The 20,998-nt window shown below is 50.2% G+C and carries 19 protein-coding genes and 1 tRNA gene; 4 read left to right on the top strand and 16 right to left on the bottom strand.

Translation table 11 applies throughout. From position 1 onward, the window contains the following. Positions 1–11 precede the first annotated feature (11 nt). On the bottom strand, positions 12–707 hold the full coding sequence (locus ACFQZE_RS17170) for a copper homeostasis protein CutC (RefSeq protein WP_379359183.1): 696 nt from the start codon (positions 705–707) through the stop codon (positions 12–14). A 56-nt stretch (positions 708–763) separates the two neighbouring features. Next, entirely contained in the window at positions 764–1,435 is a 672-nt protein-coding gene (locus tag ACFQZE_RS17175; protein WP_379359185.1) for a TetR/AcrR family transcriptional regulator, read from the bottom strand. A gap of 180 nt (positions 1,436–1,615) precedes the next feature. Between ACFQZE_RS17175 and ACFQZE_RS17180 the strand changes: the two genes are divergently transcribed. Next, the gene (locus tag ACFQZE_RS17180; RefSeq protein ID WP_379359187.1) at positions 1,616–2,905 is read left to right on the top strand and encodes a YhgE/Pip domain-containing protein; all 1,290 of its coding nucleotides are present in this window, start codon (positions 1,616–1,618) and stop codon (positions 2,903–2,905) included. Between the two features lie 175 nt (positions 2,906–3,080). Here the strand turns inward: ACFQZE_RS17180 and eno are convergent, their stop codons facing one another. From eno to ACFQZE_RS17210, 6 genes are all read right to left on the bottom strand, one after another. Continuing rightward, positions 3,081–4,373 (bottom strand): phosphopyruvate hydratase, encoded by a 1,293-nt coding sequence (gene eno / locus ACFQZE_RS17185; RefSeq protein WP_379359189.1) that lies wholly within the window; start codon positions 4,371–4,373, stop codon positions 3,081–3,083. Positions 4,374–4,426: 53 nt separating this feature from the next. Then, on the bottom strand, positions 4,427–5,968 hold the full coding sequence (gene gpmI / locus ACFQZE_RS17190) for a 2,3-bisphosphoglycerate-independent phosphoglycerate mutase (protein ID WP_379359191.1): 1,542 nt from the start codon (positions 5,966–5,968) through the stop codon (positions 4,427–4,429). A 1-nt stretch (position 5,969) separates the two neighbouring features. Further along, positions 5,970–6,725, bottom strand: a complete 756-nt coding sequence (gene tpiA / locus ACFQZE_RS17195; protein WP_379359193.1) for a triose-phosphate isomerase — start codon at positions 6,723–6,725, stop codon at positions 5,970–5,972. A 58-nt stretch (positions 6,726–6,783) separates the two neighbouring features. Next, positions 6,784–7,968, bottom strand: coding sequence for a phosphoglycerate kinase (locus tag ACFQZE_RS17200; protein ID WP_379359195.1), 1,185 nt, complete (start codon positions 7,966–7,968; stop codon positions 6,784–6,786). Between the two features lie 148 nt (positions 7,969–8,116). Beyond that, on the bottom strand, positions 8,117–9,121 hold the full coding sequence (gene gap / locus ACFQZE_RS17205) for a type I glyceraldehyde-3-phosphate dehydrogenase (protein ID WP_379359197.1): 1,005 nt from the start codon (positions 9,119–9,121) through the stop codon (positions 8,117–8,119). Positions 9,122–9,247: 126 nt separating this feature from the next. Beyond that, on the bottom strand, positions 9,248–10,279 hold the full coding sequence (locus tag ACFQZE_RS17210) for a sugar-binding transcriptional regulator (RefSeq protein ID WP_379359199.1): 1,032 nt from the start codon (positions 10,277–10,279) through the stop codon (positions 9,248–9,250). A gap of 307 nt (positions 10,280–10,586) precedes the next feature. On the opposite strand from ACFQZE_RS17210, the gene ACFQZE_RS17215 reads away from it, so the two are divergent. Together ACFQZE_RS17215 and clpP are read left to right on the top strand one after the other, a co-directional pair. After that, positions 10,587–10,661: transfer RNA gene (locus tag ACFQZE_RS17215), tRNA-Arg, on the top strand. Positions 10,662–10,859: 198 nt separating this feature from the next. Continuing rightward, positions 10,860–11,441 (top strand): ATP-dependent Clp endopeptidase proteolytic subunit ClpP, encoded by a 582-nt coding sequence (clpP, locus tag ACFQZE_RS17220; protein ID WP_379359201.1) that lies wholly within the window; start codon positions 10,860–10,862, stop codon positions 11,439–11,441. Positions 11,442–11,517: 76 nt separating this feature from the next. Here the strand turns inward: clpP and ACFQZE_RS17225 are convergent, their stop codons facing one another. Continuing rightward, entirely contained in the window at positions 11,518–12,156 is a 639-nt protein-coding gene (locus ACFQZE_RS17225; RefSeq protein ID WP_379359203.1) for a hypothetical protein, read from the bottom strand. Positions 12,157–12,533: 377 nt separating this feature from the next. Here ACFQZE_RS17225 and ACFQZE_RS17230 point away from each other — a divergent pair, with 377 nt between their 5' ends. Beyond that, the gene (locus ACFQZE_RS17230) at positions 12,534–13,319 is read left to right on the top strand and encodes a formate/nitrite transporter family protein (RefSeq protein ID WP_379359205.1); all 786 of its coding nucleotides are present in this window, start codon (positions 12,534–12,536) and stop codon (positions 13,317–13,319) included. Positions 13,320–13,881: 562 nt separating this feature from the next. On the opposite strand, the gene ACFQZE_RS17235 is transcribed toward ACFQZE_RS17230, so the two are convergent. From ACFQZE_RS17235 to ACFQZE_RS17265, 7 genes are all read right to left on the bottom strand, one after another. Next, a complete protein-coding gene (locus tag ACFQZE_RS17235; RefSeq protein ID WP_197938437.1) occupies positions 13,882–14,151 on the bottom strand; it encodes an HPr family phosphocarrier protein in 270 nt (89 codons plus the stop codon). 95 nt (positions 14,152–14,246) lie between these two features. Beyond that, positions 14,247–15,188, bottom strand: a complete 942-nt coding sequence (gene whiA, locus ACFQZE_RS17240; RefSeq protein ID WP_379359207.1) for a DNA-binding protein WhiA — start codon at positions 15,186–15,188, stop codon at positions 14,247–14,249. Between the two features lie 6 nt (positions 15,189–15,194). Continuing rightward, positions 15,195–16,181 (bottom strand): gluconeogenesis factor YvcK family protein, encoded by a 987-nt coding sequence (locus ACFQZE_RS17245; protein ID WP_379359209.1) that lies wholly within the window; start codon positions 16,179–16,181, stop codon positions 15,195–15,197. A gap of 14 nt (positions 16,182–16,195) precedes the next feature. Continuing rightward, positions 16,196–17,083 carry an RNase adapter RapZ gene (gene rapZ, locus ACFQZE_RS17250; protein WP_379359211.1) on the bottom strand — a complete coding sequence of 296 codons (888 nt, stop codon included), beginning with the start codon at positions 17,081–17,083 and terminating at the stop codon, positions 16,196–16,198. Between the two features lie 13 nt (positions 17,084–17,096). Beyond that, positions 17,097–18,047 (bottom strand): ROK family glucokinase, encoded by a 951-nt coding sequence (locus ACFQZE_RS17255; RefSeq protein WP_379359213.1) that lies wholly within the window; start codon positions 18,045–18,047, stop codon positions 17,097–17,099. 213 nt (positions 18,048–18,260) lie between these two features. Next, positions 18,261–19,211, bottom strand: coding sequence for a thioredoxin-disulfide reductase (gene trxB, locus ACFQZE_RS17260; RefSeq protein WP_379359215.1), 951 nt, complete (start codon positions 19,209–19,211; stop codon positions 18,261–18,263). A 27-nt stretch (positions 19,212–19,238) separates the two neighbouring features. Then, the gene (locus ACFQZE_RS17265) at positions 19,239–20,996 is read right to left on the bottom strand and encodes a tetratricopeptide repeat protein (protein WP_379359217.1); all 1,758 of its coding nucleotides are present in this window, start codon (positions 20,994–20,996) and stop codon (positions 19,239–19,241) included. Positions 20,997–20,998: the final 2 nt, after the last annotated feature.

Here is a 20,998-nt window from a genome sequence, read left to right on the forward strand (position 1 = left end):
AGGCTGCTTCTTTACTTCGACTCCCGTAAAATGTGCCGGATTGTCTGCACGCTTTCCGGTAGAAGAGGCTCCATAAAACTGCCGTTCCTTCTCACTCCGGAGCCAAAATGCACTTCGCTTACACCCGTTTGACGGACTACCTGCGCGATGTTGTCCGCATTCAGACCATACCCTGCGAGGATGCGAATTCCCCCTAAGGAGTCAGTCGCCTCCCTCAACTCGCGCAATCGCTCAGCCGATTGCGGCGCCGGTTTAACACCGCCCGAAGTGAGCACCCTGCTGATTTGCGGATATTTTGCAAGCTGCTGGAGCGCTGCAAGCTGGTCCTCCACCTCATCAAATGCACGGTGAAAGGTCACATCCAGCCCTTCGGCCGCTCGCAGCACCTCCTCCAAACCGCGAAAGTCCACTTCGCCTTTTTCCGTCAGCATGCCGACCACGATCCCTGCCGCTCCCGCATCGCGGATTGCCTCCACATCCCGGATCATGATGGCATAGTCGGCTTTGCTGTAGCAAAAAGATTGACTATGCGGCCGTACCATCGCATTAACTGGGAGCGAAGATGCGCGCACGGCCCTCTCCACCAGTCCTACGCTAGGCGTCAGCCCTCCTTCGGCTATCCCTGTTACCAGCTCTATCCGGTCCGCACCGCCCTCAGCAGCTGCTTCCACATCCTCCGCCCTAATCGCGATAACCTCTATCAACATAATATGTGCCGCCCCTTTGCTTAGCTTGTTTCACTGCCTGTTGTCTCAGCTTTGCACTATCCGTTATTGCCCCGTTCCAGCAAAGCTTTAAGATCGAAACGATCCTCACGAGTTACTCCAGCAATATAGCCAGGGCCAAGCAGCGTAAGTTGAGCCAAATAATGCGCCATTTCCTTGGGTGGGATTCTCATTCCGGTTTCGAGCCAGTTTTGAATGACGCCAAGATGCGCGGAGCTGACGTAAGCGGTCAAAATTGGGGCCGGCACCGGAATTTCCGCACCAATTATGCTCAAGATGGAAGCTCCCTTTTCTTTAATAACGTCCTTCAGCTTTTTTTGAAAAGAAGGATTACCCCTCGGTCCCAAAATGACGCGCATAAAAGCCCCGTTTTGCTGCACCGTCTCAAACAGCTTCTCTACAAAGGGCAAAAAATTCCACTTATCCTGGGGATGCTTATGCACATTTGCCACGATAGAAAAGCTCGAAGCAGCGATTTTCGCAAACTCTTGAATAACTTCTGCTTCACTTTGCTCCAATAAATCATATTTGTCTTTGTAGTGGATATAAAAGGTTCCCCGATTAATGTCGGCCCTTTCAGTCAAATCTTTTACCGTTATGCCGTCAAAGCCCTTTTCCTCCATGAGCTCCGTTAGTGCATCTCGTATTAAACGTTTCGTTCGCAGCACGCGCCGATCGGGAGATTGATTTTCCGTGTGACTTTCCATCATGAAACATCCCTTCTCAACAGATTAATCCAACGTGTTGATTAAACGTCATCTTGCCCGATACTGCTTATTGCACTCTTTATGTAAGTCATTATAATCTACATTGTGACCATTAATCAACACGATGTACATTAAGTCACACTGGCCTAAATACAAGATTCAATAAAAAAAGGAGTGGAACCAATGAAGCTTTTTAAAAACAAATTGTTTATTGCATCGCCTATTATCGCCTTGATTGTGATGTTTATTTTTTCTTTAACCGCTTATCCCGCCGCAAAAATGAAGCCGACCGACCTCCCTATCGCCATCGTCAATCTGGACGAAGGTGCAGTCTTGCCGGACGGCCAAGTTTTGAAGCTTGGCGACAAAATCGCAGGACAAATCCGCAGCTCCGCCGGCGCCGGTGTCAACGCTCATGCAAGCGCACAGACCAATACGCAAAGCAGTGGACAAAGTAATGCACAAGACGCAGCCTCCGCCGAAAAAGGGGCGTCTCCCGTAAAGTGGATCCCGCTCGCCAGTATGGAGGAAGCCCGAGAAGGCATGAACGAATGGAATTATTATGCCGCGATTATTATTCCTAAAGATTTCAGCATCAAGCAAGCTTCACTCCGTTCCCCAAACCCGCAATCCGCAGAAGTTGAGGTTTGGATTAACCAAGGGCTGAACGGGACAGCTTCATCGATGGCAACCGGAATGCTAAACGGTATGTTGATCTCTATGAATCACTCTGCAAGCACCCAGCTTATTGAGGAGTTGACGAAAAAAGGAGCCATGTTGACGCCTCAGCAAGCGGCAATTGTCGCTAATCCGATTGTCGGCAAAGTAACGAATATCAACGAAATCGGCCCTAATGCGGCGAGGGGCAACGCTCCCATCACTTTGTTCCAGCCAATTTGGATGGCGAGCATCGCCGGAGCAGCCTTAGCGACATTAGCAATAGGCAAGACGCTAAGCGAAGGCAAAGTAGGACGCAAGGAAATAGGACTTGCGAGATTGTCTCAGCTGTTATACGGCATCCCACTGGCTTTGCTTGCGGGCTTCGGCATGGCATGGCTAGCCGATGGAATGCTGGGACTGAATGTTCCGAGCATCTCCGATTTGGGATTGTTTTTGTCGCTCTCTGTGCTCACTTTCTTCGTTATGATTTCTGCTGTCCTCAGCTGGACCGGAATTCGTGGAATCGTCATGTTTGTACTGCTCCTTTTTTTCGGAGCCCCGCTGCTTGCATTGCCGGAACCGTTTATGAACGGCTTTTATCGAGATTGGATTCATTCGTGGCTGCCAATGCGGTTTATGGTCGATGGAGCGAGAGATCTGTTCTTCTTCGGAGAGGGCTTTAGCTGGAGCGGCCCGGTTGCTGTACTGACGTCCATTGGAGCCGGAAGCTTAGTGGTTCTTTTCTTGTCGATCCTCAAGCCGTCGAAAGGCGCTGCGGCAAAGCAAGATACGAAGAGTCAGGCTGCCGTCTAAAGAAACCATTTATCCATCAAGCGATTGACTAAAGAAAATCGACTAGCCCAAACCAAACAGACAACGGATATTAGCCATTTCCCTAAACAATCCACGAATAGAGAACCCAAAACAAAAAGAGCATGTCCATCAGGACATGCTCTTTCTTATGACTAAGCGGCTAAGCCGCTATGTCTTATTTGAAGTTTTTCAAGTTGTAGAACGCTGCTTTGCCGCCGTATTGAGCTGTGGAGCCCAATTGGTCTTCGATGCGAAGCAATTGGTTGTACTTCGCTACGCGGTCCGTACGGGAAGGAGCGCCTGTTTTGATTTGACCAGCGTTTGTTGCAACTGCGATGTCAGCGATTGTGCTGTCTTCGCTTTCGCCGGAACGGTGGGAGATAACGGCTGTGTAGCCAGCGCGTTTCGCCATTTCGATCGCGTCAAACGTTTCTGTAAGCGTACCGATTTGGTTAACTTTAACAAGGATGGAGTTGCCCACGCCTCTTTCGATACCGTCGGACAGACGCTCAGTGTTTGTAACGAACAGGTCGTCGCCAACCAATTGAACTTTGCCGCCCAGCTTGTCAGTAAGCAGCTTCCAACCTTCCCAATCGTCTTCGGAGCAGCCGTCTTCGATCGATACGATTGGGTACTTCTCAACCCACGAAGCAAGCAGGTCTACGAAATCAGCAGGAGTGAAGGATTTGCCTTCGCCAGCAAGCACGTATTTGCCGTCTTTGAAGAACTCAGTGGAAGCAACGTCCATACCGAGGAATACGTCCACGCCTGGCTTGTAGCCTGCGCGCTCGATAGCGGAGATGATTGTTGTGATTGCTTCTTCGTTGGAACCAAGGTTAGGAGCGAAGCCGCCTTCGTCGCCAACAGCTGTGTTCAAGCCTTTGTCATGCAATACAGCTTTCAGGTTGTGGAAAATTTCCGCGCCGATGCGAAGAGCTTCTTTGAAGTCAGCCGCGCCAACAGGAAGAACCATAAACTCTTGCACGTCGATGTTGTTGTCGGCATGCTCGCCGCCGTTGATAATGTTCATCATTGGCACTGGAAGAGTTTTTGCGTTGAATCCGCCAAGGTAAGTGTACAAAGGCACGTCCAAAGCGTCAGCAGCTGCGCGAGCTACAGCCATGGAAACAGCCAGAATAGCGTTAGCGCCAAGCGTAGCTTTGTTTGGAGTTCCATCCAAAGCGATCATTTTACGGTCGATTGCCACTTGATCCAAAGCGTCCAGACCGATAATTTCAGGTGCGATAATAGTGTTTACGTTCTCGACTGCCTTAATAACGCCTTTGCCGAGGTAACGGGATTTGTCGCCGTCGCGAAGCTCAACTGCTTCGTAAGCGCCAGTGGACGCGCCGGATGGAACGATGGCGCGGCCTTTGCCGCCGGACTCAAGAGCTACTTCTACTTCTACTGTTGGATTGCCGCGGGAATCAAGCACTTCGCGTGCGTATACGTCAACGATGATTGACATGGGTGAACACTCCTTTTTTTCGTTAAAATATAATTTGCCGTTCTTTTAGTCTACTATTTTTGGCTAACCAATGTCGAGCCTGTCATCTCAGCCGGCTTCGCCAGCGCAAGCAGGTCAAGCATAGTTGGTGCAATATCGGCCAAAATGCCGCCTTCACGCAGCGATGCCCCTTCTTTCGTTACGATAAAAGGAACCGGATTCGTCGTATGAGCCGTATGCGGACGGCCGTTTTCGTCGAATACCATATCGGCATTGCCGTGGTCCGCCGTAATGAGGCAAACTCCGCCTTTGGCCAGCACCGCTTCTACCACTTTGCCAAGGCACTCGTCTGTCGCCTCGACCGCTTTGATCGTCGGCTCCAGCATGCCGGAATGTCCGACCATATCCGGGTTGGCAAAGTTAAGGATGATCGCGTCGTGCTTATCCGCTTCGATTTCGCGAACCGTCGACTCCGCCAGCTCGTATGCGCTCATCTCCGGCTGCAAGTCGTAAGTGGCAACCTTAGGCGATGCGATCAGCACGCGAGTTTCGCCCGGAAGCTCCTTGTCGCGGCCGCCGCTGAAGAAAAACGTAACATGCGGATACTTTTCCGTCTCCGCCGTTCGCAGCTGTGTCTTGCCGTTTTGCGCAAGCACCTCTCCGAGCGTGTTGTCGAGATTTTTTGGCGAGTACGCCACATAGCCGCCAACCGTCTCGCTGAACAACGTCAGGCAGACGAAATGCAAGCCTACCGGATGGTTTTCGCCACGGTCGAAGCCGCGGAAATCGTCATTCGTAAATACTTGCGACAACTGGATTGCACGGTCTGGACGGAAGTTGAAAAACACAACCGCGTCTTCGGACTCCACAAGACCTAACGGCTTATTGTCGCCACCGACGATAACCGTCGGCATAACGAATTCATCATAAACCGATTTTTCATACGATTCAACAACCGCCTTAATAGGATCGGTGTACTGAGGGCCCTCGCCGTAAACCATAGCGCGGTAAGACTTCTCTGTACGCTCCCAGCGCTTGTCGCGGTCCATCGCGTAGTAGCGGCCTTGCACCGTAGCGATGCGGCCTACGCCGATTTCTTCGATCTTCGCTTGCAGCTGCTCCACATATCCTTTGGCGCTGTCCGGCGATACGTCGCGGCCGTCGAGGAAGGCATGGATGTAAACATCCGTCAGCCCTTCTTTTTTAGCCAGCTCCAGCAGAGCGAACAAGTGAGCGATGTGGCTGTGTACGCCACCGTCGGACAACAAACCGTACAAATGCAGCTTTTTGCCACGCGACTTCACATGATTAATCGCCCCAAGCAGCGTTTCGTTATCAAAAAATTCGCCGTCGCGAATCGATTTGCTGATGCGGGTCAAATCCTGGTATACGATACGTCCCGCGCCAATGTTGAGATGACCGACTTCGGAGTTGCCCATTTGCCCCTCCGGCAAGCCAACCGCTTCTCCGCATGCCGTCAAAGTCGTATGCGGATATTGCGACCAATAACGGTCGTAATTTGGCTTGTTCGCTTGAGCAACGGCGTTGCCTGTCACATCATCGCGAAGGCCGAAGCCGTCCAAAATAATTAATGCTACAGGTTTGCGGGCAGCCATCTTACTTGGCCCCCTCGATCAGTGCGATGTAGGAAGCAGGCTCAAGGCTCGCTCCGCCAACAAGCGCGCCGTCGATGTCCGCTTGGCCTAGGTATTCCGATACGTTGTTCGGCTTCACGCTGCCGCCGTATTGGATGCGAACTTTAGCCGCTACCGCCTCGTCGTACAGACCCGCGATTACGCTGCGGATGTAGCCAATGACGTCTTGAGCGTCTTCGGAAGTCGAAGATTTGCCCGTACCAATCGCCCAGATCGGCTCGTAGGCAACAACCACTTCAGCCGCTTGTTCTGCAGACAGACCTTGGAACGCGCCTTCCGTTTGCACTTTGCATACTTCTTTCGTTGCGCCGGATTCGCGCTCTTCGAGCTTTTCGCCTACGCAAACGATTGGAGTCAAGCCGTGTTTGAATGCCGCAACCGTCTTTTTGTTGACGATTTCGTCCGTCTCGCCGAAGTAAGCGCGGCGCTCGGAGTGACCGATAATAACATATTTAACGCCAAGGTCTTTCAGCATAAGGCCGCTGATTTCACCTGTAAAAGCTCCGTTGTCCTCAAAGTGGACGTTTTGCGCGCCGATTGCGATCGACGTTCCTTTTGCCGCTTCAACAAGCGCCGGCAGTGCAGTGAATGGAGCGCAAATGACGCTTTCCACGCCCGCTACTTCCGCTTTGCCTTTCACTTCTGCAAAAAATGCCGTTGCTTCGGAAACCGTTTTGAACATTTTCCAGTTGCCTGCAATGATCGGTGTTCTGCTCATTTCAAGACCTCCTGATTTTGTCTATAGTTTTGATCATAAAATGACTTGATGGTTACAATTATTTATCGTTAAGTGCAACTACGCCTGGAAGCTCTTTGCCTTCCATGAACTCAAGGGAAGCGCCGCCGCCTGTGGAAATAAAGTTCATTTGGTCGGCAAGACCAAACTTCTCAGCTGCTGCTGCGGAATCTCCGCCGCCGATTACTGTGTAGCCTGCTGTCTCAGCAGTAGCTTGCGCTACAGCGCGAGTGCCGTGGGAGAATGGCTCGATTTCGAATACGCCCATCGGTCCGTTCCATACAACAAGCTTGGAGTTTTTGATTACGTCAGCATACAGCTCGCGAGTTTTGGGTCCGATGTCGATGCCTTCCCAGTCAGCCGGGATGCTGTCAACGTCAACGATTTGCGTGTTCGCGTTTGCGCTGAAATCGTCAGTCACTACGATGTCGACTGGAATCAGGAAGTTTTTGCCCAGCTTTTTCGCTTTCTCAATAAACTCAAGAGCGAGGTCAAGCTTGCTGTTGTCTACGAGCGATTTGCCGATTTCATGGCCTTGAGCTTTGAAGAACGTGTAGGACAAGCCGCCGCCGATGATGATGTTGTCAGCGATTTCGAGCATTTTATCGATAACTGCGATTTTGTCCTTTACTTTGGAACCGCCAACGATAGCTGTGAACGGACGCTCAGGGTTGTTCAGCGCTTTGCCTAGAACTTCAAGCTCTCTCTCCATCAACAGGCCGGAAACGGCTGGGAGGATGTGAGCGATGCCTTCTGTAGAAGCGTGAGCGCGGTGTGCCGCTCCGAATGCGTCGTTTACGAACAGGTCCGCAAGTTTGGCAAAAGCTTTTGCCAGCTCAGGATCGTTTTTCTCTTCGCCCGGATAGAAACGAACGTTTTCAAGCAATAACACGTCGCCGTTGTTCAAAGCCGCTACTTGCGCCTCGACAGCTTCGCCAATCGCTTCATTCGCTTTTGTTACCGGCTTGCCGAGAAGCTCGGATAGACGAACCGCAGAAGCTGTGTGACGCAGCTCTTCCACTACTTCACCGTTCGGACGGCCAAGGTGGCTCGCCAGAATGACTTTAGCGCCTTTTTCGATCAAATAGTTAATCGTAGGCAGCGTTTCACGGATACGCTTGTCGTCCGTAATTTTGCCGTCTTCGATCGGCACGTTGAAGTCCACACGTACAAATACACGCTTTCCTGCCAATTCCGCTACATCGCGTACACTCTTCTTGTTCATGGTTGGAATCCTCCCCAATAGTTGGTATGTCTATGAAAAAAGGCGCCCCTCCGGTTAGAAAGGAACGCCCATAGGTTTAGGACCTGCGAGGGCGCAAACCTAGGGCCGAAGCTCTCTGTAACGAGCCGCGGCCCACAGCTTTTTTACCTTACAGACCTTTGCTTGCGATATAAGCAGCAAGATCAACTACGCGGTTGGAATAGCCCCACTCGTTGTCATACCAGGAAACGACTTTAACCATGTTGCCTTCTACTACCATAGTCGACAAAGCGTCGATTGTGGAGGAAGCAGGGTCGCCATTGTAGTCGCTGGAAACAAGCGGCAATTCGTTGTAGTTCAAGATGCCTTTCAAAGCGCCTTCGGAAGCTTCTTTGAACGCTGCGTTTACTTCTTCAACCGTAACGTTAACTTTAAGCTCAGCAACAAGGTCTGTTACGGAAACGTTAGGTGTAGGAACGCGCATAGCCATACCGTTCAGCTTGCCTTTCAGCTCAGGCAGAACAAGGGATACCGCTTTTGCAGCGCCTGTGGAAGAAGGAATGATGTTTTCTGCAGCAGCACGAGCGCGGCGCAGGTCTTTGTGCGGAACGTCCAGCACGGATTGGTCGTTAGTGTAGGAGTGAACAGTTGTCATCATACCTTTAACGATGCCGAATTTATCGTTCAAAACTTTTGCAAAAGGAGCAAGACAGTTGGTTGTGCAAGAAGCGTTGGAAATAATAGTGTGTGCAGCCGGATCGTATTTGTCTTCGTTTACGCCGATAACGACAGTGATGTCTTCGTTAGAAGCTGGAGCGGAGATGATAACTTTTTTCGCGCCGCCTTTAAGGTGAAGCTCAGCTTTTTCTTTCGCTGTGAAGATACCAGTGGACTCCACTACGATTTCAGCGCCTACGGAACCCCAAGGCAGGTCTGCAGGGTTGCGCTCAGCAAATACTTTAATTTCTTTGCCGTTAACAACCAAAGCGCCCTCTTTAGCTTCTACTGTTGCGTCAAGAACACCGTGAGTTGTATCGTATTTCAAAAGATGAGCCAGAGTGTTTACGTCTGTCAAATCGTTTACTGCTACGATTTCAACTTCGGAATTGCCTAGTGCAGCGCGGAATACGTTACGACCGATACGTCCAAAACCATTAATACCAACTTTAACCATGTGTGTTTCCTCCTAAGCGTTATTAAAATGCAAAATATATTTCAAGACGATTCGCAGCCATAATTAGATAAGAAGCCGTTCCTCGTCATGATGCCCATCTAGCGGATTGCGATTTCTTTCGAAAGCCTAGCTTTCTTCTATAAAAGCAACCATTTCTACAGCTGCCGCCTCGTCCGTGACAAGCACGTCGTTATGTCCGAAGCGCATGACCGCCGCTATCGCCTCGCCTTTTCCTTTGCCTCCTGCGACGCCGATAACAACTTCAGTTTTCACAATATCCTCAAGGCGTAACCCTACCGTTTGCATTTTGTGGACGACGGCCCCGCTCCGGTCAAAATAAAACCCGAACGCTTCAGCCAGCGCGCCTTCCGATGCAATTGCCGATACGGCATCACCCTCAAGCCTTCTTCGCCGAGCCATCACCATAGCGTCGCCAATGCCGTGAACGACAATACGCGCGCTGCGGATCACCTCGACAATTTCACGGATGTTCGGTTCCTGCATAAGCGAGGCAAAAGCTTCCTCTCCCAAATGATCCGGGACATGCAGCAGACGATATTGACCGCCCGTTCTCTTAGCCATCGTGGACGCTAGAGTATTCGCTTGATAATCCAAGCTTTGCCCGAGTCCTCCTCTGGCCGGTACAAACCAGACATCTTTGGCGGTTGCCGAAGCTCTCAGTCCATTTGCCACTTGGGCAATTGTCGTTCCGCCTGTAACGGCTACAACGTCGTTTGGCCTGAGGACGCCCATCAGCACTTGGCCGGCCGCCCGTCCCAGCTCCCGTTTCGCCTGAATCGACGATTCGGAATCTCCCGGCACGATGACCACTTGCGACAGTCCATAAGCGCCTCTCAGCTTTTCCTCCAGCTCCGACAAGCCAAACATCGACTTGTAAAGCGGCTCCAGCTGTTCCAGCAAGGACTTGCCAAGCTCACTGATTTTCATGCCTGCGGCGTGAATGTCCAGCAAACCTTGTTCCTTCAAAAAATCCGTTTCCGCCCGGAGCACTCTCTCCGTCATATCCAGCGTGCTTGCCAGCGTTCGACGGCCAATCGTGTCCGAAAGCATAACCTGATGCAGGATCATGTACCGCTTCCTCATGACATCCAGAAGATCCGGCACAAGCTGCTGCTGCAGTTCAATGAGCTGTCGCATTTGTTACCCTTCACTCCATCGGTCATTAACGTCGGGCTTCATGAAACATGCCGGAAGTTATTTTTCTTGTCCTGAGACAAGGATCAAACTTCTCGATAGTTGATTGCTTATTATGGGACTGATTTCGTCCCGCATGTTCATTTTAAGTCCCACCTTTATTCTAACGAAAAATCGCCTCAGCCGCAAGTGCTCCCGTCCAATTGAAAACGATTTCCGACACCTTTTTTATAAATTAAATTTTGACAGTTGTCTTGCTTTCGCTTCATAAATATCATATAATCATTTTTGCTACTGTTTTTTGAGCAATGCGCCCGTGGTCCAATGGATATGACGTAGGCCTCCGGAGCCTGAGATCTAGGTTCGATTCCTAGCGGGCGCGCCATACTTACAATCGACCAAGCTGTCCGATGCTATACATCGGGCGGCTTTTTTTGTATATCCCGAACTCGTGTATACAGCAAGGGGCACCCTTCCAAAAATGCTCTTTGACTATCTTTGACTTTTACATATCTATCCGTTATTATAGGAATACGAATTCCAGATTCATGCTTTTACGTTGACGAAGGAGGCTTGGTTAGAGATGAATTTTGTGCCTATGGTAATTGAACAAAGCAATAGAGGGGAACGTTCTTACGACATCTACTCCCGTTTGCTGAAGGATCGCATTATTTTCTTGGGCTCAGGCGTAAACGATGTAGTGGCCAACTCCATCATCGCACAAATGCTGTTCCTTGCGGCGGAAGATCCGGATAAAGACATTTCCTTATACATCAATAGCCCAGGCGGCTCCATTACAGCCGGCATGGCGATTTACGATACGATGCAATACATCAAGCCGGACGTTTCCACGATCTGTGTCGGCATGGCCGCTTCTATGGGAGCGTTCTTGCTCACTGCCGGAGCGAAGGGCAAGCGTTACGCGCTGCCGAACAGCGAAGTGATGATCCATCAGCCGCTAGGCGGCGCAGAGGGACAAGCAAGCGACATCGAAATTCGCGCCCGCCGCATTCTGAAGATGCGCGACAAGTTGAACACGATTTTAGCGGAGCGTTCCGGTCAGCCACTCAGCCGTATCGAGACGGATACCGACCGCGACTACTTCATGAGCGCTTTTGAAGCGAAGGAATACGGACTCGTGGACAAGGTTATCGAAAAGGTATAATGATCGCGAATAGACTCTACACATGAAAAAGCTTTCTAGCCGGGTTAAACCGGTTAGAAAGCTTTTTTGCTTGATTCTATCTGTCGTAATAGCCCGGCGCAAAAATGACCGCTGTCGAAAAGTAATAATGCCGCTTCTCAAGCTCCTGATTCTCTTGACTCATCTCCAAGAAGCTCTCGTTATTTAAGCAATCGTCGGTGAACACATTGGGCCTCCATAAGTTCAGCCCCGCTTCATTAAATGTAAAAGAGTATCCTATCGCTGAATCTTCATCACGCACAAACGAGTACGTTTTATCGATTGCCGCCGCCAGCTTGTCCGCTTTTGTCCGAAAAATATCGATTCCTTCAAATAAACAAACCATTGCATCGTCATGCAAATTTTCAATCGCCATGAAACAAACTCGATCCGACTCATCGTACTCTATCGTCGCAAACAGCATCTCGAAGTAGCTTGGGTTAGCGGGATTGTCATCCCATCTTAAATGGGCATAACGCTGAAACGTTGCCTCTACCTCAGTCTTGCTCATTCCCAGTTTAAATGGACCGATCCCCGTTTGGGGCACGATAGTAATCGGTGCGATTTCCTTTGTCCATTGTTCGGTATCAAAAGGCCGGTGACCGCTATATTCCTCCGCAAGCTTTGGAGCGGGTGGATCATCGAGGCCGTAATACGCTTTTAAACGTGCGATTTCTTCGTTATTTGGGTTAGTCAAAATATCTCCTCCTAAGCTGTGTCTAGGTTGCAGTCGATTGATCAACAATCTCGAATTCACTAATTCGGAATTCTATAATGTACTGTTGAGAGCACTGGTTGTGGACTCCGCATCATCTCTACTACCCTTTCCTGTTCTGATTCTAACAAGATGTACGCAAATAATGGATATTAAGTTGTCATATCGTTAAATTTTCAATCCACTTTTACTCATCAGCATAGAGAGTCGAACAATTCTGCCCCTCCGCTTATCGCAGGGCTTGCTCGTCTTTTGAATTGTGATCTTCATCACTTCGAAATAGAGGCGCGGATGCTATAGTGGCATCACAAATACTGCAGCCCTTTGCGCTGTAGGCATATATCGCGAGGTGCTTCGGGATGGAGACAGAACTGCTGTTGAAAGTTGAACAATTGGCTCTCAAAAAACGCAGCCTTTTCAAGCAAAACATCTGGCATTCATTAGCCCGCTCTTTACTTGCCGGCATGTTTATCGGATTCGGTGTTATCGTTTCATTTAAGACGGGCGGCTACTTCTACGCAGCTCATTCCCCCTTCGCTTATCCAGCGGCGGCGCTCACCTTTGGCGTAGCGATTATTTTGATCAGCTATGGAGGGGGCGATCTGTTTACTGGCAATACGTTTTATTACAGCTATGCCGCAGTGCGAAAAAAGATGAAATGGCGGGATACCGTCAAGCTTTGGGGGCTTAGCTATATAGGGAATTTTCTTGGAGCTATTCTCTTCGCCGCCTTGATTTGGGGGACTGGATTGTTTGCCGATCCCGACGCAAACCGTTTTTTTCTTGAGGTGGCCGATAAAAAAGCTCATGCTCCTGCGCTTCAGCTTTTTTTCCGGGCCATTCTTTGCAACTGGCTTGTCTGCCTTGCTTTTTTTGTACCGATGGGTTTCAAAAGCGACGGGGCCAAAATGTTCACGATGATGCTGTTTGTATTCACCTTCTTTATTTCGGGATACGAGCACAGCATTGCCAATATGAGCACCTTTTCCATTGCGCTTGTTCTCGGCTATCCAGGCATATCGCCAGGCGATGTTATCCACAATCTGATTCCCGTTACATTAGGCAATTTGATTGGAGGGAGCTTGCTCATGGCAGTTATGTACGGTTATGCGAATAAACCTTACCTAAAGGGAGACGCCCTTTAGCCTGCAATTAGCTTAGCAAGCATATCTCCTTCCTTTCATAACTACACAAAAAACAGCCTCCCATTGTTTAGGGCGGCTGTTTTTGTTAATGGATATTTAAAAGTTTAAATAATGATTTTATATAAGAAAAAAGCGATAAGCTCATTCAGCACATTTAGTTGTACCACAAACCACTAAACCGCGCCAAAAGCCCATTTCGGCACATCTAGTTGTGCCACAAACCACTAAACCGCGCCAAAAGCCCATTTCGGCACATCTAGTTGTGCCACAAACCACTAAACCACGCTAAAAGCCCATTTCGGCACATCTAGTTGTGCCACAAACCACTAAACCACGCCAAAAGCCCATTTCGGCACATCTAGTTGTGCCACAAACCACTAAACCACGCCAAAAGCCCATTCGGCACATCTAGTTGTGCCACAAACCGCTAAATTCGCATCTCAATAGCTAAAAAAAACCGCCGTCCGTTCAGCCGGGCGGCGGTTTTCCAGCTATTGAGACATGAAAAAAGGAAGTAGGTTCGCCACGCTGTCTCCATGCGCAGTGTACCGCTTCCTTCCTCTTATTGGTTCTCTAGCTCTTCCTTGCTGACCAGTGCGACTAAAGCGTTTACAGCCTGCTCCGAATCCGAACCGTCTGCACTTATGGAAATTTCGGTACCCGAGCTGATTGCCAGACTCATGATACCCATTATCGATTTAGCGTTAACTTTTTTGTCATCCTTCTCTACAAATACCTCGGAGGAGAACTTGTTCGCTTCTTGAACGAATAACGCCGCTGGTCTTGCATGAAGGCCAGTTTTCAGACGAACGACAACCGGTAGCCTTGTCATAGAAATCATACCCCCTATATTTTGCTAAAGCTTTATCTCGTGGGAAAAAGTATAAGCCAATTACATATTATTATAACATTATACGAGCCGATGCACTAGGCAAAAGTTGTCCCGCCCCGTATTTTTTCGGCTAATTCGTCGATTTTGCGAAGTCGGTGATTTACGCCCGATTTGCTCACTTTGCCTCTAAGCATTTCCCCTACTTCCGTCAAGTTGAGGTCGGGATGCTGCAGCCTGATTTCGGCCACTTCCCTTAGCTTTTCAGGCAGGCTCTCCAGCCCCACTTCTTTTTGCAAAAGCTTAATGTTATCAATTTGGCGCACCGCCGCACCGATCGTTTTGTTCAAATTGGCCGTTTCGCAATTGACGATCCGGTTGACCGAATTGCGCATGTCGCGCATAATGCGAACGTCTTCAAACTTGAACAACGCTTGATGCGCCCCGATAATATTGAGCAGCTCGATTATTTTTTCGCCTTCTTTGATATAAAAAATAAATCCTTTTTTACGCTCGATACATCTCGCGTTCAAGTCGAATTTATTGGCGAGCTCCACCAGCAAGCCGCAATGTTCCTCGTACATTGAAGAAATTTCAAGGTGGTAGGACGACCCTTCCGGGTTGTTCACCGATCCTCCCGCGAGAAAAGCTCCCCGCAAATACGACCGTTTGCAGCAAGGCTTGCGGACAATATCCTTATCGATCCCGTCATTGAACATAAAGCCTTCCGAGACGATGCGGAGCTCCTTTAATATTTCCTGCACCTGGGTCGGCATACGGACGATGTAGACGTTGTTTTTTTTCAGCCGCATTTTTTTGCGGACCAGCAACTCTACGTGCACGTCAAAATGCTTTTTGATCAGGGAATAAATCCTTCTGGCAATGGCCGCGTTTTCTGTCGAGATGTCCAGAACGACCTTGCGGCTGGATAGGCTGACCGAACCGTTCATGCGGATAAGAGCCGACAGCTCGGCACGTTCACAGCAATTGTCCGCTTCGATTAACGTCAGTTCCTTTTTGGTTTGCGCCGCAAAAGACATTCTTCCTCACCTCTTTCGTAACATCCAGTTCTCCACTAGTTTATAAATATGATGGCTGAGCCGCTCGGCATCGTGCCGCAGGAAAGTTCGGAACAAAACGAGCTTGTCGGCAATGACCTTGTACCCTCTGCTCTGCACTTCCTCCATATCCAAATGAACGGCTTTCGCCCCCAACTCGGCATATTGACTCTCCACCTGCGGCGGAATTTCTCCATCGTTGACAATGACATAATCGAATAAATGATGGCCAATATGAGCGTGAATCGCATCCAAATGCGCGCTCACCGTATAATTGTCTGTCTCTCCCGGCTGCGTCATAACGTTGCACACAAACAGCTTAACCGCTTCCGATTCTAAAATTGCCTGCGCAAGCTTCGGAACCATCAGGTTCGGCATAATACTCGTATAAAGACTTCCCGGCCCGATCAAAATGGCATCCGCGGTCTCGATCGCCTCCACCGCTTCGGCCAGAGGCTCCACATCGGCAGGCTCCAGAAACACCCGCTTAATCGCTTGGCCCGCTTTCGGAATCATCGATTCCCCCGTCACAATAGTGCCGTCCGCCATCTCCGCTTTCAAAACGATAGCCCGGTCGGCGGCCGGGAGCACGCGTCCCCTAACGGCCAGAACCTGGCTAAGCTGGCGGATTCCCGTTACGAAATCGCCGGAGATATCTGTCATGGCCGCTAGCATAAGATTGCCAAGACTATGACCAGCCAGCCCCGTTCCGGTAGGGAAGCGGTATTTAAGCACCTCTGTAAGAAGAGGCTCCGCGTCCGCCAGCGCCGTCAGCACGTTCCGAATGTCTCCCGGAGGCGGGATTTGCAGTTCGTTGCGCAAAATGCCGGAGCTGCCTCCATCATCGGCTACCGTCACGATGGCCGTAATATCAAGAGGTTTCTCCTTAAGGCCGCGCAGCATAACGGACAGCCCCGTCCCTCCGCCGATCACGACGATTTTGGGGCGTCTGACCACTTTCTGTATTGTCTGCATGCTCTCACCCCGCGTCAATGCTTATCACGCTCGGAGTCTCGATGGCTGACCCGGACTCGCTCCGTGTCGCTTGCGCCGAGCATTCGCCCGAGATACTCCGCAATTGCGACGGAACGATGCTTGCCGCCCGTACAGCCGATTCCGATCACAACCTGGCTTTTGCCTTCCTTACGATAAAGCGGGATAAGAAACTGAAGCATATCGAGCAGCTTGCTTAAAAACTGCTGAGTCTCCGGCCATTTCATCACATAGTCGTACACATCGGGATGCTGTCCGGTATTGGGACGCAGCTGCTCCACATAATGCGGATTCGGCAAAAACCGAACGTCATAAATGAGATCGGCATCAATCGGAATGCCGTATTTGAATCCGAATGAAGTCACATTAACCGAAAGATTGCTTTGCTCTAAATTTGTAAAATGCGAGATAATTCGTTCCTTGAGCTGCAAAGGTTTCAAATTGCTCGTATCGATCACTTGGGAAGCGGAGCCTTTCAGGTCCTCCAACATCCGGCGCTCGTTGTGGATTCCTTCAAGCGGAAGTCCTTGCGGAGCAAGCGGATGGCGTCTGCGGCTTTCCTTGTATCTTTGAACAAGCACTTCATCTCTAGCATCCAGGAACAAAATTTCACAGCTAATCGTATGATGATCTTTAATATAAGAAAGAGATTCCGACAGCGCCGTAAAAAACTCCCTGCCGCGCAAGTCGATCACTAGCGCCACTTTCCCTATCTTACCGTTGGACTGCTCGATTAATTCCGCAAACTTTGGAATAAGAACAGGCGGCAAGTTGTCGACGCAAAAAAAGCCAAGATCCTCAAGACTCTGGACGGCGATCGTCTTGCCTGCGCCCGACATGCCGGTTATGATCACAAGTTTTGCCAGTGTTGCAGTCGTTTCCATGAGCCAGCACCTACTATCCTCTTAGAATAAGTCCTGCCGCTCCTACTACTCCCGCATTGTTGCCAAGCTTGGCAGGAACGATCTTCACGCCTTCTTTTGCTTGGTCAAGCGTATACTTCTCGAATACTTCGCGGATTTGGTCGAACAGGAAATCTCCCGCTTTGGACACGCCGCCGCCAATAATGAAATATTGCGGGTTCAGCAAAATCGCCACCGTCGACATCGATTTGCCCAAATAATAAGCCGCACGGCTGACGATACGCGCCGCCACTTCGTCTCCGGCTTTTGCCGCGTCAACAACATCCTTAGCCGTAATTTGATCCAGCTCGGACAAAGTTGTGCGGTCGCCGCGCTCAACAGCATCTTTAGCCATGCGGATAATGCCTGTAGCGGAAGATACCGTTTCCAAGCAGCCCATTTTGCCGCAGCCGCATTGAATCGCTTCAAGATCCGGCACGATAGCAGCATGACCAAGCTCGCCCGCCATGCTGGCGAAACCTTCAACAATGCGCCCGCCAATAATAATGCCACCGCCTACACCCGTTCCAAGCGTGTAGCAGACGCAATTGTCGATGCCCCTGCCCGCACCGGCCCATGCTTCGCCCAGCGCCGCTACGTTCGCGTCGTTGTTGACTTTAATCGTTGTTTGAAGCTCTTTTTCCAAATAGCCTTTTACATCCGTGTTCTCAATATATAAGTTAGCGGAATATTTAACGAATCCTTTAGGGATATCCAGGAATCCGGCAATGCCTACGCCTACGCCGTCTACCTGCTCCCATTCGAATGGGGACTCCTCTACGATCTTCCGCGCATAAGTAGCCATATTATGAAGGATGACGTCCGTTCCTTTCCCCGTGCCCGTCGGTCCTTCGTACGTGTGGAGAAGCTGCCCCTCCACATCGCAAAGGCCCACCTTAATTGTAGTGCCGCCGACATCGAGTCCAATGTAAATCTTCTCAGACATGAAAAAGCCACCTCGTTCATAAAGTTAACGTTCTCTGTACCAACTATAAGCGTTGTTACCCCTCTGGTCAAGCGCAACTCCGCATCGCGAACCCTTATGCCGTCTGGCATTTCTATGCAGTTTCCGATCCTTTAGGCGGTATGCGAACATGCCGATTTTCGGCTAGCGGACAGAGCAAAAGGAGCAGCTATTCGCCGCTCCTCGCTTTTTTTGCTATTTGACCGATTGGCTCCAGTCCTGGGTCGCATGGCCTTCCAAGAACCGCTCACAATCAAGCGCCGCCATACAGCCGCTGCCCGCTGCCGTAATGGCTTGGCGATACTTGTTATCCTGCACGTCTCCACATGCGAACACGCCTGGTACGTTCGTTTCGGAGCTGCCCGGCTTCACTGTTATGTAGCCATGTTCATCCGTATCGATCTGTCCGTCCAAAAACTTCGTGTTCGGAGTATGTCCGATCGCAATAAAGATACCGTCAGTGTTGATCACTTCTTCTTCACCGGTTTCGTTGTTGCGCACCTTCAGGCCGGTAACGCCCATTCCTGTTGCGACTACCTCAAGCGGCGTACGGTTCAGGCTCCAGCTAATCTTTTCATTTTCCTTCGCGCGGTCCTGCATAATTTTGGAAGCGCGCAGCTCGTTGCGGCGGTTAACCAGTTCTACGCCCGACGCAAAGCGAGTAAGGAAGCTTGCCTCCTCCATAGCCGAATCACCGCCTCCGACGACGATGATCTTTTTGCCGCGGAAGAAAAATCCGTCACAGGTTGCACAAGTGCTTACGCCTTTGCCAACGTTGTCCTTCTCTCCCGGAATGCCCAAATATTTAGCCGATGCGCCCGTGGAAATAATTAAGCTTTCTCCAACGATTTCGCCTTGTCCTTCAACCTGCAGCTTGAAAGGACGCTCGGACATGTCCACGCTGTTCACCCAGCCCGTCAAAAACTTTGCGCCAAACCGCTCGGCCTGCTTTCTCATGTTGTCCATAAGCTCAGGCCCCATGATGCCTTCCGGAAACCCCGGAAAGTTTTCCACTTCTGTAGTCGTCGTCAGCTGTCCGCCCGGCTCAGGACCTTCAATAATAAGAGGGTTCATATTAGCTCGTGCCAGATAGATTGCTGCGGTCAGTCCGGCAGGACCGGTACCGATAATAATGGATTTGTACATTTCAGTCACCTCATGGACAAGTAATCGTTAATCTTCCTTTATATCCTGCAAAGAAAACACGGAGCTGATCGTTCTCATCTTCTCCTTAATGCCGCACACCTCGTCAATCAGCTTTACATGTTTGCTGACCGTAGCGATAGACGTGCCGTACCTCAAGGAAACCTCATGGTACGAAATTTCACGACGATGCATTTTGGCCGTTAAATATTCCAGCGCTGCCGCCCAGCCATCAGGCTTCGTCAACTTCGGAACTTCCGGGTATACACGCGTCAAAAACTCAACCCATAAAGTCATCATATCATGCTGCTGCACCAGATCATAATGTTTGCTCATGCGGCTGATAGCCGCCTCGGCTACCGCCTGCCATTTGTCATCCCACTCCGGCAGCTGGGAAGGAACACGGTTAGGCTCGATCACCGTTTCTTTTCCTTCGAGCACCGCTTGAAGAGGCTCCTGCACGCCGATTGTACGGAGCACAAACACCGCGATTTTTTTCAAATAGTCGTCTTCATCCTGTTCCATAAGAAATGCCTTAAGCACATCTTTGACCTCGTTGTCTCCAATCATCCCAAAAGCCTGAATAACTTGCAGCTTCGTGTTCTGATCGCCGTGTCTGAGCGCCCAGAAGAAGCTGGAGCGAACAAGCGGGTCGCGCTTCAAATGATCCGGCATGCCATCCGTCGATTTCTCCCACAGCTTGAACTGTTCCTCGAACGGCAAGTGGTAATGATAGCTGATGGGCGATGCATGGCTGCCGTTACGCGCTAAAGCCAGCTGCTCCATATAATAATGAGGGACGTCCGAGGCAGGATCGAGCTTCATCGTTCCTCTCCAAAGACGCTCCGCCTCTTGCCATTTGCCGGTGTTGTAAGCTGCTACGGCTGCGTAATGATGCAAGCAAGGGTCTTGATTGACCTCCGAATCTTTGATCAATCGGCTGAAATGGCGGAATGCCGCGCCATGCTCCCCTAGTATGCCCATCGTCGTCGCCAGCTTGAACACATGCTCCTGATGGAACGGCACGGTTTTGGACAATTGAAGCGCTAGCGGCTTCAGATTCTCCTCGTCTCCGGAATGCTGATAGAAAATAGCAAGGTTGCATAAGGCGTGAAGATTGCCGGACTCATGCTGAAGCACGCCATGAATCGCGTCCATCGCTTTGTCAAACAGCCCCATATAATAATAAGCAAGCGCCAAATTGTTGCGAGCTGCCAAAAAGTCCGGCTGGCTTTCCGCAATTTCTTCCAAAATGCGAACGGCTTCGGTAAACTTCCCCTCTTCAAGCAGCGCCCTAGCCTGATCGTGCTCTACCATCCCTTTGCGGGACTTAATATTTTTCAGCGGCATTGGACGCTCCAGCTCAAAGTGCAGAAGATCCATCATCTCTTCCGCCTCATCGAGATATTGTCCGTCCGGATCTTCCTGCAAATAAAGAACAAGCGCTCTTTCCGCCAGCTCGTACTTTTCCATATTGGCGTAATTGTTAGCCATATAGAAATGACATTCCGTCATGCTGGGATCAAGCTCTTCCAATATCCATTTCAATATTTCATTGGACTCCTCGTATTTACCCATTTCTGAGAGAATACCCGCCATATTGCAATGGTTTACGGGATTTTCCGGTTCATAATGGGCGGCTCTGCGAAAATACTTCAGTGCCTTGTCGTAATGGAACCGGTCCAGCGAACGGACCGCGCGTTCGAAAAAAAACGTAGCGTCCCACTGTACGGGAATAACCTTTGCTTCTTCTCTCTCATTCACCGCCACAAGTTTTTTTCCTGTCATTC

The organism is Paenibacillus sp. GCM10027627 (genome assembly GCF_042675505.1).
In the GTDB taxonomy this organism is placed as follows: domain Bacteria; phylum Bacillota; class Bacilli; order Paenibacillales; family Paenibacillaceae; genus Pristimantibacillus.